Genomic DNA, 12,867 nt, shown 5'->3' on the forward strand with positions numbered 1-12,867 from the left:
TGTTATGTCCGGAAAAGCGCAACAGCAGTCTCGTATCAAAGAGTTGATCCTATTGGGTCGTGAGCAGGGCTACCTGACTTACGCGGAGGTCAACGACCACCTGCCGGAGGATATTTCAGATCCGGAACAGGTGGAAGACATCATCCGCATGATCAACGACATGGGGATCAACGTATTCGAGGTTGCTCCAGATAAGGATGCCCTTATGCTGGCCGACGCCGATACCGACGAGGCGGCCGCTGAAGAAGCGGCCGCAGCGTTGGCAGCGGTCGAGACCGACATTGGTCGCACCACGGACCCCGTGCGCATGTACATGCGTGAAATGGGTACGGTAGAGCTCCTCACACGTGAAGGCGAGATCGAAATCGCCAAGCGTATTGAAGAAGGTATCCGTGAAGTGATGGGCGCGATCGCGCACTTCCCTGGCACGGTTGACCATATTCTCTCGGAGTACACCCGCGTCACCACCGAAGGTGGCCGCCTGTCCGACGTTCTGAGTGGCTACATCGACCCGGATGACGGCATTGCGCCGCCTGCCGCCGAAGTGCCGCCACCGATCGACTCGAAAGCCGCCAAGGCCGACGATGACACCGATGACGAAGACGCCGAAGCCAGCGACGACGAAGAAGAAGCCGAAAGCGGTCCGGATCCCATCATCGCTGCCCAGCGCTTCGGCGCCGTGGCCGACCAGATGGAAATCACCCGCAAGGCGCTGAAGAAGCATGGTCGCAGCAACAAGCAGGCCATCGCCGAGCTGTTGGCGCTGGCCGAGCTGTTCATGCCGATCAAGCTGGTGCCCAAGCAGTTCGAAGGCCTGGTGGAGCGTGTTCGTAGCGCCCTGGATCGCCTGCGCCAGCAAGAACGCGCCATCATGCAGCTGTGCGTTCGTGATGCGCGCATGCCGCGTGCAGACTTCCTGCGCCAGTTCCCTGGCCACGAAGTCGACGAAAGCTGGACCGATGCATTGGCCAAAGGCAAGAGCAAGTACGCCGAAGCCATTGCCCGCCTGCAACCGGACATCGTTCGTTGCCAGCAGAAGCTGAGCGCGCTGGAGGCCGAGACTGGCCTGAGCATCGCCGAGATCAAGGACATCAACCGTCGCATGTCGATCGGCGAGGCCAAGGCCCGTCGCGCGAAGAAAGAGATGGTCGAAGCGAACTTGCGTCTGGTGATCTCCATCGCCAAGAAGTACACCAACCGCGGCCTGCAATTCCTCGACCTGATCCAGGAAGGCAACATCGGCCTGATGAAGGCGGTGGACAAGTTCGAATACCGTCGCGGCTACAAGTTCTCGACTTATGCCACCTGGTGGATCCGTCAGGCGATCACTCGCTCGATCGCCGACCAGGCTCGCACCATCCGTATTCCGGTGCACATGATCGAGACCATCAACAAGCTCAACCGCATTTCCCGGCAGATGTTGCAGGAAATGGGTCGCGAACCGACGCCGGAAGAGCTGGGCGAACGCATGGAAATGCCTGAGGACAAGATCCGCAAGGTACTGAAGATCGCCAAAGAGCCGATCTCCATGGAGACCCCGATCGGTGATGACGAAGACTCCCATCTGGGTGACTTCATCGAAGACTCGACCATGCAGTCTCCAATCGATGTCGCCACTGTCGAGAGTCTCAAGGAAGCGACTCGCGAAGTACTCTCCGGCCTCACTGCCCGTGAAGCCAAGGTACTGCGCATGCGCTTCGGCATCGACATGAATACCGACCACACCCTTGAGGAAGTCGGCAAGCAGTTCGATGTAACCCGTGAGCGGATTCGTCAGATCGAAGCCAAGGCGTTGCGCAAACTGCGCCACCCGACGCGAAGCGAGCATCTGCGCTCCTTCCTCGACGAGTGACCTTCAAAACCCCCGGCCCTGCCGGGGGTTTTGCTATCTGCAGATAAAACGCCCTTCGTTGCCCCCCGGCCCTGTTGCCCGTCTACACTCGAAACATCCTCCCAAGCCATGACGAGACCGTGATGCCCAGACTGACGGCCGTGCTTTTGCTGTCACTGATGACCTGGACCGCGACGGCCGGCGCGTTGACGCTCACCGATGAAGAGCACCGCTGGCTCAAGGACCACCCCGACCTGCGCCTGGGCGTCGATGCCTCGTGGCCACCGTTCGAGTTTCGCGACGATCAAGGGCGCTACCAGGGCTTGGCCGCCGATTACGTGGAAATCATTCGGCGGCGACTGGCTGTCACGTTGACGCCCATTGAACCGGTGAGTTGGACCGTCGTGCTGGAACAGGTCGCACAGGGCAGGATCGATCTCCTGCCGGGCATCATGTCCACCCCTGAACGGCAGAACTACCTGGCTTTCACCCGCCCATACCTGGACTTTCCGATTGTCATCCTGGCCCATCACGGCGGCGCCCAGCCGCGCAATCTTGAAGACCTCTACGGTCTGAAAATCGCCGTTGTGGAGAACTATGCCCCCCACGAACTGTTGCGCAATCACCACCCCGACCTGAACCTGGTGGCACTGCCCAACGTCAGCTCAGCCTTGCAGGCGTTGGCAACCGATGAGGTGGATGCTGTCGTCGGCGACTTGGCGTCCAGCGTCTGGAGCTTGCGCCAACTCAAGCTCGACGGACTCTATGTCAGTGGCGAGACCCCTTATCGTTATCAGCTCGCGATGGCCGTCCCGCAGGAAAACAAGATTCTGGTGAGTATCCTGGACAAGGTCATGGCGGACATGTCCCCCGCCGAGGTCAGCGAAATCCAGGAAAAATGGATCGGCAACGTGCGCGACTATCGGCAGTTCTGGTCAGATTTGTTGCTGTACGGCCTGCCAGGGCTGCTTCTACTGGTGGGTATCCTGGCAGTGGTGATTCGCATCAACCGCCGCCTCAGCTCCGAGATAGCCAGGCGAGTCGACCTGGAGCAAGAGCTGCGCAGCAGCGAATACCACTATCGCGGACTGGTCGAAAGTCTATCGGCGATTGCCTGGGAAGCACGGGTCAGCGACTTCACCTACAGCTACGTCTCGCCCCACGCCGAAGAATTGCTCGGCTATCCGCTCAGCCATTGGCTCATCCCGGGGTTCTGGCGCAACATCATTCACCCGGCCGACCTCATCCGCGCGCAGACCTATTGCGACCACGAGGTGCTTGCCGGGCGCGACCATTGCATCGACTACCGGGTGATAACCGCCGACGGTCGCTGCCTGTGGGTACGGGACATCGTCAGCCTGATCGAACACGGCCATGAGCCATTGATGCGCGGGTTGATGATCGATATCAGTGAAGCCAAGCACACCGAGGAAGCGTTGCGCCTGTCCGAACAGAAGTTCGGATCGGTGTTTCGCCAGTGCCCGGACATTCTGGTCATCGCCCGGCTGCTGGACGGCTGCCTGCTGGAAGTCAACAAAGCCTTTGAAGAGCAGATCGGCCTGAGCGCCGACCAGGTGGTAGGCAAGAGCGCCACCGACCTGGATATATGGGGCATACAGGGTGTGGGCCCGAGCCTGTTGCAGCGTCTGCAAGCCGGAAGTATTCGCAACCTGGAGATGCCCTTTCGGCGCAGTAACGGCCAGGTCTTCACCGGGTTGATCTCCGCGGAACCGTTTGACCTCGACACCACCCCGGCGCTGGTCGTGGTGGTCCGTGATATCAGCCAGCTCAAGGAAACCCAGCAACAGTTGCAGACCTCCGAAGAGAAGTTTGCCAAGGCCTTCCACGCCTCGCCCGATGGCCTGCTACTGTCCCGGCAGAGCGATGGCTTGCTGATCGAGGTCAACGACGGTTTCAGCCGTATCACCGGTTTCAATAGCGCGCTTTCGGTGGACCGTTCGACGCTCGACCTGGGCATCTGGGTCAACCTCAACGAACGCAAGCAGATGCTCGACCTGTTGCAACGGGACGGCTTCGTCAAGGATTTCAGCTGCCATATCCGCCGCAACGACGGGCAGATCCGACTCTGCGAGGTGTCCAGCCGTCCGCTGCCCATCGGCAACGAAGACTGCATGCTGACCATCGCCCGGGACATCACCGAACGCCACCTCATGCAGGAAAAACTGCAACAGGCCGCCACGGTCTTCGAAAGCACCGCCGAAGGCGTATTGATCACCGACACGCAGCAGCACATCAGCGCCGTGAACCGCGCCTTCACCGAGATCACCGGCTACAGCGAAACCGAAGCCTTGGGCCATACGCCTCGCTTGCTCGCGTCCGGCCTGCATGACAGCGCGTTCTATGCGGCGATGTGGCATCAATTGACGGCCGAAGGGCACTGGCAGGGCGAGATCTCCAACCGCCGCAAGAACGGCGAACTCTACCCCAGCTGGCTGACGATCAGCGCCGTCCGCAACCGCGAACAACAGATCACGCACTTCGTCGCGGTGTTCGCTGACATCTCCAGCCTCAAGCACGCCCAGGCTCGCCTCGACTACCAGGCACACCACGACCCGCTGACCGGCCTGCCAAATCGCACCCTGTTCGAAAGCCGTCTGCTGACGGCCCTGAACAACCAGCAGGAAAACGGCGGCCAGGGCGCGGTCCTGTTTCTCGACCTGGACCGTTTCAAGCACATCAACGACAGCCTCGGGCACCCGGTCGGCGACCTGCTCCTCAAGGGCATCGCCGTGCGACTGCGAGAACAACTGCGCGATATCGACACGGTCGCGCGACTGGGCGGTGACGAATTCATCATCCTGCTGCCCGGCCTGCAACAGCCCAGCGATGCCGAGCACATCGCGCATAAACTCTTGAATTGCTTCGCCGCGCCATTCCAGGCCGGCGAACATGAGTTTTTCATCAGCGCCAGCATCGGCACCAGCCTGTATCCGCAAGACGGCGGCGATGTCGCCACGCTGGTCAAGAATGCCGATGCGGCGATGTACCGTTCCAAGGCCAAGGGTCGCAACCGGGTTGAAAGCTACACCCGCGATCTCACGGCCCAGGCCAGCGAACGCGTCGCCTTGGAACACGAACTGCGACGGGCCATTGAACGCAACGAGCTGTCGCTGTCCTTCCAGCCGAAAATCAGTCTCGCCGACAACCGGCTGGTGGGCGCCGAAGCGCTCATTCGCTGGACGCACCCGACCTTCGGTGACGTGCCGCCCGAACATTTCATCCCGTTGGCGGAAGAAAACGGCATGATCCTGCAGATCGGCGATTGGGTATTGGAAAGCGCATGCCGCCAGCTCTGCGAGTGGAACAGCAACCATGAAAGCCTCGGCCCGCTGTCGGTCAACCTCGCGGGAGCCCAACTGCGCCAACCCAACCTGCTGGGCCGCATCGAGCAACTGCTGCGGGAAAACCAGCTTGAGCCTGGCTTATTGCAACTGGAAATTACTGAAAACTTCATCATGAGCCAGGCCGAAGAGGCGCTGACGGTACTGCACCAACTGAAGAAACTCGGCGTGCAACTGGCCATCGACGACTTCGGCACCGGCTATTCCTCCCTGAGCTATCTCAAGCGACTGCCGCTGGACATCCTCAAGATCGACCAGTCATTTGTCCGCGGTCTGCCTGACGACCCCCACGATGCCGCCATTGTGCGAGCAATCATCGCCCTGGGGCGCAGCATGCAGTTCACCATCATCGCCGAAGGCGTCGAAACCCTGGCCCAACAGCAATTCCTCACCGAAGAAGGCTGCGAACAGATCCAGGGCTACATCGTCAGCCTGCCCCTCTGCGCCGAGGAATTCGCCGCAACGTTTCTGCGTATGACCGTATCGGATTTTTCGGATAGCACAGCCGAGAAACCGTCGCTATAATCCGCGGCCTACTGAGGGCCCATAGCTCAGTTGGTTAGAGCAGAGGACTCATAATCCTTTGGTCCACGGTTCGAGTCCGTGTGGGCCCACCAAATTGAAAGCCGCGCATTGCGCGGCTTTCGTCGTTTCCAGGGTACAAGGATTTAATGAATCACTTGATGCCAAGTGATCGATCCAGCGAGATCGCACCGCCGCCGCGGGCGACGATGAGCAATAGCAAGCCTGCCCAGGAAAGGTGGGTTGCCCAGGCGTCAGGGTAGACAAACACCTCGATTACAAACGTCATGCCCAGCAATGCCAATGCCGACAGTCGCGAGAACAGGCCTAGCACAAGCAGCACTGGAAAAAGATGCTCACTGTAGGTTGCCAGGTGCGCGGCCAGTTCCGGTGTGACCAGCGGCAGTGCGTATTCTGTGCGAAACAGCTCGTAGGTGCTGGGCGTGATCGTCAGAAAACCACTGACCTTGGTACGCCCTGACATCAGGAAGATGGCTGCGATGGATAGCCGCGCAACCAGCACCAACAACGAGTCACCCAGCATCGCGCCAAGTCGGTCTGCGATGCTGTTCCACATGCCCCGCAAGGATTTGTCGGCTGTGGACGAAGGATTTCTTATGGCGTCCATGATCTGCTCCGCTGGCTAAGTTGCGGTTATGGGATGCTTACAGAGGCGAACGCGTCGGCGCTGAATAAGCGGGTAATGAGTTCTGAAAAATCCAGGTCAGGCTGAACCTCAAGGGCCTTTTCCGCGGCCTGTTCGAGCGGTAGATGGGCTGCGCAGGCATCCAGGAACCTGCAATCGGCAGCACTGGCGGCCTGCCAAAGCACCTTGCCTTGCTTGCGCGTCAGCAGCGCTCCTTCGTCTCGCCAATCGAGTTCATCGGGCATGTCCCGCTCTTCGCGATTGAACCGCCAAAGGGTGTAGGCGGGGTTGTCCGGGAACCAGGCCCACCAGCACGCGGCCTTCGGTGTGAGTCGGCTGCGGGCCAAGTCCTGTGGGGGCAGCTTCGCCAGTTCGCTCGGATCGACGTCAGGTTCATCTTCGGCGCAATGGACGTGTGTCCAGAGCAGATCAAGGCGGGCGACGTCGCCAAGATAAGGCATTTCCCGCGCGTGCTCGAAAGCGTCGAGAAAATCCGGGAATCCAGCCCCGTAATGCAACAACCGGGAATCGGTCGGGGGCGCCTGCCGGGCATGAAGCGTCGCGGCAGCCTTGAGCCACTCTGTACCGACCAAGCGTTCGACGGTGGGAAAGTTCGCCAGTAATGCGTCCACCGATCCTTTGAGAACAGTATTGCGGTACACCATGAAACCGGGCTGTTCGATCAGCGCGGTCATTCCAGTCGAATGTCGCTCATATAACGCGTCGACGAACGCATCTTGGAAACTTGCCAGCGAGGTGTTCATATCGTCACTTCCGATATACGCCGGCTGCCGATGCTCAACAACCCCTGCGCCCTGTCTCGTTCAGCCAGCAAGACATCGAACCCGGGAATATTGTCGTCGCGCTCGATCAAGGTCGGGCGCCTGCCGATCCGGTCGATAACGCGTTGATACAACAACCAGACATCATCAGCGATGGGCGCATCGTGAGTATCGATCAGTAGTTGCGTGTCCCCCGGATCCACTGCGTGGCCTGCCAAATGTATTTCCATGATCGCCTTGGCCGGAAAGGCATCCAGATACTTCGACGCATCGAAGCCCAGGTTATGCGCGCTGATATGGACGTTATTGATGTCCAGCAACAACCCGCAGCCAGTCCTTGCGCTCAGTTCAGTCAGGAACTCTATTTCGCTGAATTCATGCCCCGGCAAACTCAGATAATGAGTGGGGTTTTCAATGGCAATCGAACGTCCCAGAGCGTCTTGTGTTCGTTGGATATTGCTTGCTATGCGCTGCAATGCCTCGACTGTACGAGGGAATGGCAACAGATCAGGATGATATTGGCCACGCCATGCGGACCAGGCCAGATGTTCGGAAATCAATGCAGGCTGTACACGGTCGACCAGTGCCTTGAAACGCTTCAGATGGCTTTCGTCCGGTGGGCAATCGGCAGCCAGTGAAAGTGAAACACCGTGCAGCGACAGCGGGTGCTGGCTCCCGATTGCCTCCAGCCACGCGAGACGGGGGCCACCTTCAACCATGTAGTTTTCCGGATGAACTTCGAACCAGAGTCCCTCGGCAGCGCAGTCAAGCGCATCGGAGTAATGGTTCGGTTTCAGGCCGAGTCCGGCCCCCATCTGGAATACGTTTTTCATGATCGGTGAACCCCCTTGGCACTGCGATTACATAGGCGTAAGAGAGCCCATGCCTTTTGGCGTCTTGATGGAGGTGCACGTACCGGCAGGCACGTTTTTCCAGGCATTGGCCTGATAGTCCATTTTGGCGGTGCCCGCACAGGTCGTGCCTGCCCCCGCTTTGCAATCGTTCTTGCCGGCCATGGAAACGCCGTAGCATTTTTCCATGGCGCCTGCTGCGGCAGGCGTTTCTGCGGCGATGGCACCGGCGGCGAACGAAGAGAAGGCAACGGCGAGGGCGGCAAGTTTGAGGTTGTTCATGATGTGCTCTCCAGAAAATGGGTTGGTCGCTGCATCAATGCTTGGGCATTGTGTTTGCGATCCACCAAGTAGTTCGATGCCGTTCCGGATTCGGTTACAGCGACCACAAAATATTTTTGGGGCCAGCAAAAAATGCCTCACGCCGGGAAGCCGCATGTAAGATTCGCTGCCGGCATTAGCAGCAACGAGATAATTTTCCCTTTCGTGTAACCAGAGCGAACGATGGAACGAACTACGGATAACGATGCTTTGCGCAGCCGAGAGCTCCATCTTCAGGCCTTGTTTCTCTCCGGCCTGGATGGAGACGAAAGGGCTTATCGCACGTTTCTATCGGAGCTAAGCGGTCATCTTCGCGGCTTTTTACGCTCAAGGCTTCAACAGCGCCCCGGAGACATCGAAGATCTGCTGCAAGAGGTTTTACTGGCCGTTCATAATGCGCGCCAGACGTATCAAGCAGATCAACCGTTGACGGCATGGGTCTTTGCCATTGCGCGTTACAAGCTCATCGACTTTTTCCGTGGGAGATCACGCCATGACGTGTTCAATGACTCCCTCGACGATGCGGCAGAGCTGTTTGCCGAGCCGCATCTTGAACCTGCGCAGGCCAGTCGCGACCTGGGCAAGTTGCTTGAGCAACTACCTGAACGCCAGCGTCTACCTATCGTACGCGTGAAACTGGAAGGGCTGTCTGTGACGGAAGCCGCTCAAACGACGGGGTTATCCGAGTCTGCGGTGAAGATAGGGATACACCGAGGGCTGAAAGCCCTGGCGTCGAGAGTGAGAGGTGCACGATGAAGACTGATGATTTGATTTCCCTGCTCGCCTCGGGCGTGACCCCGGTCGATCGACGGGCGCCCGCCAAGCGATTCAGTATCGCGGTGCTGGCCGGCCTCCTGGGCGCCCTTTTTCTAGTGGTCGCACTGAAAGGCGTGCGCCCAGACTTGGGCCAGGTCATGGCGACACCGATTTTCTGGGCCAAGATCGCGTTTCCGCTCTGCCTGATGATCGGCACGCTGGGCATGGTCATGAGGCTGGCCAGGCCTGGAGTGGCCTCGGGACCCGGTAAGATCCTCATCGTCGCAGCTGTCACTGCGGTGTGGGTTGGCGCGATCTATGTCCTCATGGTGACCGCACCTGATGATCGCGTCGCCGTCATTCTGGGCGATACCTGGCGGGTGTGCGCGCTCAATATAACCCTGCTGTCGATTCCGGGATTCATCGCGGTGTTCTGGGCTCTGCGCGGCCTCGCTCCCACGAACCTGACGCTTTCAGGCGCCTGCGGCGGACTGCTGGCAGGCTCAATGGCGACGATTGCCTATTCCCTTCACTGCCCCGAGATGCAGGTCCCGTTTTGGGCAGTCTGGTACTTGTTGGGCATGTTGGTGCCGACGATCCTGGGAGCGTTGCTCGGTCGACGCTGGCTGCGCTGGTAGCAGGCCCTTCGGTTTTTCCAGGGCCCTACGACTGCGACGCCACGCGCTTCTACTCAGTGTCGGTTCACCTACGACAAGAAACCCCATCCCACCGAGACCTCCATCATCGCCAGCCCCAGCCTGTCCCGACTGCTCCTCGAACTCTTCTGGCAACTCGGCATCCTGGTGGTGCCAGCCTTCTTCGTCACCATCCTGCCGCCGCCGCTGGCCTTGCTGGCGGTGGTATTGCTCGGTTTGCTGATGGGCCTGGCCGCGCGGCTGGGCTTCCTGGCGATGGGCCGAGGCATTGCCCGTCTGACGGTTGGTGCCGTGTTTGGCCTGGGCTTCAGCCTGGGCCGGGCGCTGCCCGAGTGGTGGGGCATCCTTGTGGCTATCGTTGCGATCATCGTCGGCCTTGCCTGCGTCAGCAAATGGGAGCGACGCCTTGGGCTCGCGCTGGTTGCCACCAAAGGGCCAAGCGCCTGGGGTGGCAGCGAGCCGCAATTGACGCCTGAAGGCGAACCAATCCGGCAGTTCAACCACAGCGAAATCGCCATGGGCGGCCCTGTTCATTGCGATTATCTGTTCCCCGACGGCGTGCTTCTGCAAGGGCTTGGTTCTTCGGCGATGTTTTCCAGCGACAGCCGTTATTTCGCCGCGCCCGTGCCGTCCCGGCAGGAGTGGGGGCTGGTCATCCTCGACCGTCAACAGCGCAAGGTCTACCGCTGCGCCGAAAGCGAGTTCTGGGAATTGGATTCTTTCAATCCTGACGAACTGATCGGCCGTCATAGCCCCCTGGTGGACAACGGCGCTCGCCAAGCGCGGCTGGAGGATCTGCTGCAAACCGCACAGGTGGCGGACCTGGTTCCCGTCGCGGATCTGTGGCTTGAACCAGGCTGGCACCCGGACAATGTAGCGCCCACCTTCGAGCGGCCCAGCGCCGACGGCCAGCATCGCCTGGAGGGCGATCTATTGCTGCCCGCGACCTTCCGTGATCTGGACCAGCCATTGGCGCCGCTGTATTCCCCTCGCTATGCCATCAGCGTCGACGGGCAGCCGTCGGGGCTGGTCATGGCAGCCGATGCACCTTTGGTCTGGGGCGCCACTGAACCCGCGCTGGTGTGTCTGGCCCGAGAGCAAGCCAACGATGCGGACAGCGATCAGTATTGGTTGTGGCAAGCGGGAAATGGCTGGCGCGCCCTGCCCTCGCCCTGGGTGAAAAGCGCCGCCGAGCCTTCCTTTTACTGGCATGAGTTGCTGAGTGTCGAGGCGAGCCATGTGCGTATCGGCGCGTATCTCGACTATCCACGACCGAGCTCCGGCCGTTACGGCTATCGCCTGGACAGCATCCACAGCGATACCGAAACCCAGACAGGTCACGACGCCCAGGGTCGCGTGCAGGTTGATGAATTCAAGCTGACCCGGATGGCCATCGTCATGCCGCTGGACAGTCGCGGCCGGCGAGGCGACTCGTGCATCGAGACACAACCGATGCTGGACGGCAAACGCGCGTGTCTGACCTGGATAGGCGACAACCCCGACGGGCTTGGGAGCTATCGCTGCCAGATCGGCGATTGGTCCTTGCCGGGAAGTTGGTTGCTTGATCATCGGGTCTCCGATTGCGGGCGCTACCTGGCGCTGCTGCCCTTTGAGCACGCAACGACGGTGGCGACCCACGCGGTGGTCGCAGACTTGCAGGAACGACGCCTGCTGCAAGGGCCCGCCCTGTGGGTGGAGCGGATACTCGATTTTCGCGATGGCCGCTTGAGCCTGGCGGTCGTCGAGGGTCGTCTTGATAACGATCTGGAAAGCAGCCCATTAATGCGCTTCAACGTCGTCGCGCCACAGGTCGGAGGTGACGCTTCGTTCTTCCGTTCCAATGAACACTCCCGGCTGTTCTACAACACCGTTCAGCTACAGCCGGAAGATTCGCAGCTCCACATCGTTGAGCCATGGCGCCTCGTAGACCGCCCCCAAGCGGCCACCGCCGACGGCGACTTCATCCAACCCGCGCCGAATGACCAGGATGCCGCCTGGCTATTCGGCAGCGAAACGGAATACGCCGACAGTTGGGTGCGTGCCGGTACGCCCCGCCTCGGCGGGCACCTGTTGACGGCGTCGGGCTGTGCATTGGTTGACCTGGCGCCGTCGATGGCCTGGTCATCCAATAGCCGATATCTGGCGTTGACCTGCATGGCAACCGACGTGACAGAACTCTGTGGAAACTACCGGGGCTGGCAGTTGCTGCTGCTCGATGTCCAAGACCATACGCTGCGGATACACCCGCGGTGGCTGGGTCATCGGCCGTTGTTTGAAAGCTTCGACGAGCAACAACTACAGGTACGCTGTTTCAAGCGCGATTGGGAAATTGAAGGCAATGACGACCGAGGTTCGGTGCAGGCGTTCTCAATGGGCGACTTGCTGCAGTTGCCGGCCGAGCCCCTGATCGGCCAGGACGGTCTTTGGCTCAGGTCTTCCCAGGCGCACCTCGCCCCGGCTTGGCGAGCGCTGGCCTTGCCTGCCACCCGCTACTTCGAACGCCGGAGCCTGTAACATGCCCGCCATTGATGCCTGCGCCGGAGCTGACCTTGACTGATACCCGCCCTCCCGTCCTCGACGAAATCGATCGTCAACTGATCGCGGCGCTGCAAATCAACGCGCGGGAAAGTGTTGCGATGCTGGCTCGGCAATTGGGCATTGCCCGCACGACCGTGACCTCGCGCTTGGCTCGACTGGAGAAAACCAAGGTCATCACCGGCTACGGCGTGCGTCTTGGGCAGCGAGTGATCGATGGCGGTCTGCAGGCTTATGTCGGCATCAAGGTCCAGCCACGCTCCGGCAAGGACGTATTGCGACGCCTGAGCGCGATGGCCCAGGTCCAGCAGTTGTGCGCGGTCAGCGGCGAATTCGATTACGTGGCCTGGTTGCGCACGGATTCGCCGGAGCAGCTGGATCAGTTGCTGGACCAGATCGGCAGCGTGGACGGGGTGGAGAAAACCACCACCTCGATCATCCTCAGCAGCAAGATCGATCGGGGCCAGCCGGTCTAAAGCCAACCCAAAAACCTGTGGGAGCGGGCTTGCTCGCGATAGCGGTGTGTCAGTCAACATTCTCATGGCTGATCCACCGCTTTCGCGAGCAGGCTCGCTCCCACATGGGACCAGGATTCGTCATTACGA

The 12,867-nt window shown here is 60.2% G+C and carries 10 protein-coding genes and 1 tRNA gene; 7 read left to right on the top strand and 4 right to left on the bottom strand.

Features of this window, described 5'->3' with window-relative positions; translation table 11 throughout:
- Nucleotides 1–4: 4 nt before the first annotated feature.
- The 3 genes from rpoD to KSS97_RS26505 all read left to right on the top strand — a co-directional run bounded on the left by rpoD (nucleotide 5) and on the right by KSS97_RS26505 (nucleotide 5,810).
- Entirely contained in the window at nucleotides 5–1,852 is a 1,848-nt protein-coding gene (rpoD, locus tag KSS97_RS26495; RefSeq protein ID WP_030139238.1) for an RNA polymerase sigma factor RpoD, read from the top strand.
- Nucleotides 1,853–1,974: 122 nt separating this feature from the next.
- Nucleotides 1,975–5,718, top strand: coding sequence for a bifunctional diguanylate cyclase/phosphodiesterase (locus KSS97_RS26500; RefSeq protein ID WP_217860480.1), 3,744 nt, complete (start codon nucleotides 1,975–1,977; stop codon nucleotides 5,716–5,718).
- Nucleotides 5,719–5,733: 15 nt separating this feature from the next.
- Nucleotides 5,734–5,810, top strand: a tRNA-Ile gene (locus KSS97_RS26505).
- Between the two features lie 59 nt (nucleotides 5,811–5,869).
- Here the strand turns inward: KSS97_RS26505 and KSS97_RS26510 are convergent.
- Genes KSS97_RS26510 through KSS97_RS26525 form a run of 4 tightly spaced genes read right to left on the bottom strand, consistent with a single transcriptional unit; the run spans nucleotide 5,870 to nucleotide 8,276 of the window.
- Nucleotides 5,870–6,343, bottom strand: coding sequence for a DoxX family protein (locus KSS97_RS26510; RefSeq protein ID WP_217860481.1), 474 nt, complete (start codon nucleotides 6,341–6,343; stop codon nucleotides 5,870–5,872).
- A gap of 26 nt (nucleotides 6,344–6,369) precedes the next feature.
- Nucleotides 6,370–7,125, bottom strand: coding sequence for an HvfC/BufC N-terminal domain-containing protein (locus KSS97_RS26515; protein WP_217860482.1), 756 nt, complete (start codon nucleotides 7,123–7,125; stop codon nucleotides 6,370–6,372).
- On the bottom strand, nucleotides 7,122–7,976 hold the full coding sequence (gene bufB / locus KSS97_RS26520) for an MNIO family bufferin maturase (RefSeq protein WP_217860483.1): 855 nt from the start codon (nucleotides 7,974–7,976) through the stop codon (nucleotides 7,122–7,124). Before bufB ends, KSS97_RS26515 begins: the two co-directional genes overlap by 4 nt.
- A 27-nt stretch (nucleotides 7,977–8,003) precedes the next feature.
- Nucleotides 8,004–8,276: a BufA1 family periplasmic bufferin-type metallophore gene (locus KSS97_RS26525; protein ID WP_030139242.1), complete on the bottom strand. Its 273-nt coding sequence runs from the start codon at nucleotides 8,274–8,276 to the stop codon at nucleotides 8,004–8,006.
- A gap of 222 nt (nucleotides 8,277–8,498) precedes the next feature.
- On the opposite strand from KSS97_RS26525, the gene KSS97_RS26530 reads away from it, so the two are divergent.
- From KSS97_RS26530 to KSS97_RS26545, 4 genes are all read left to right on the top strand, one after another.
- Complete coding sequence (locus KSS97_RS26530) at nucleotides 8,499–9,071, top strand: sigma-70 family RNA polymerase sigma factor (protein WP_030139243.1); 573 nt, start codon at nucleotides 8,499–8,501, stop codon at nucleotides 9,069–9,071.
- Nucleotides 9,068–9,709, top strand: a complete 642-nt coding sequence (locus tag KSS97_RS26535) for a DUF1109 domain-containing protein (RefSeq protein ID WP_030139244.1) — start codon at nucleotides 9,068–9,070, stop codon at nucleotides 9,707–9,709. The genes KSS97_RS26530 and KSS97_RS26535 overlap by 4 nt, the downstream gene beginning before the upstream one ends.
- A 102-nt stretch (nucleotides 9,710–9,811) precedes the next feature.
- Nucleotides 9,812–12,241 carry a hypothetical protein gene (locus KSS97_RS26540; protein ID WP_438269645.1) on the top strand — a complete coding sequence of 810 codons (2,430 nt, stop codon included), beginning with the start codon at nucleotides 9,812–9,814 and terminating at the stop codon, nucleotides 12,239–12,241.
- Nucleotides 12,242–12,276: 35 nt separating this feature from the next.
- Nucleotides 12,277–12,738 (top strand): Lrp/AsnC family transcriptional regulator, encoded by a 462-nt coding sequence (locus KSS97_RS26545; protein ID WP_018607342.1) that lies wholly within the window; start codon nucleotides 12,277–12,279, stop codon nucleotides 12,736–12,738.
- Nucleotides 12,739–12,867: the final 129 nt, after the last annotated feature.

Origin of the sequence: Pseudomonas alvandae (assembly GCF_019141525.1) — a bacterium.
In the GTDB taxonomy this organism is placed as follows: domain Bacteria; phylum Pseudomonadota; class Gammaproteobacteria; order Pseudomonadales; family Pseudomonadaceae; genus Aquipseudomonas; species Aquipseudomonas alvandae.

Coding starts and splice junctions, on each gene's coding strand:
- rpoD (WP_030139238.1), top strand. CDS start 5: ATGTCCGGAAAAGCGCAACAGCAGTCTCGTATCAAAGAGTTGATCCTA.
- KSS97_RS26500 (WP_217860480.1), top strand. CDS start 1,975: ATGCCCAGACTGACGGCCGTGCTTTTGCTGTCACTGATGACCTGGACC.
- KSS97_RS26510 (WP_217860481.1), bottom strand. CDS start 6,343: ATGGACGCCATAAGAAATCCTTCGTCCACAGCCGACAAATCCTTGCGG.
- KSS97_RS26515 (WP_217860482.1), bottom strand. CDS start 7,125: ATGAACACCTCGCTGGCAAGTTTCCAAGATGCGTTCGTCGACGCGTTA.
- bufB (WP_217860483.1), bottom strand. CDS start 7,976: ATGAAAAACGTATTCCAGATGGGGGCCGGACTCGGCCTGAAACCGAAC.
- KSS97_RS26525 (WP_030139242.1), bottom strand. CDS start 8,276: ATGAACAACCTCAAACTTGCCGCCCTCGCCGTTGCCTTCTCTTCGTTC.
- KSS97_RS26530 (WP_030139243.1), top strand. CDS start 8,499: ATGGAACGAACTACGGATAACGATGCTTTGCGCAGCCGAGAGCTCCAT.
- KSS97_RS26535 (WP_030139244.1), top strand. CDS start 9,068: ATGAAGACTGATGATTTGATTTCCCTGCTCGCCTCGGGCGTGACCCCG.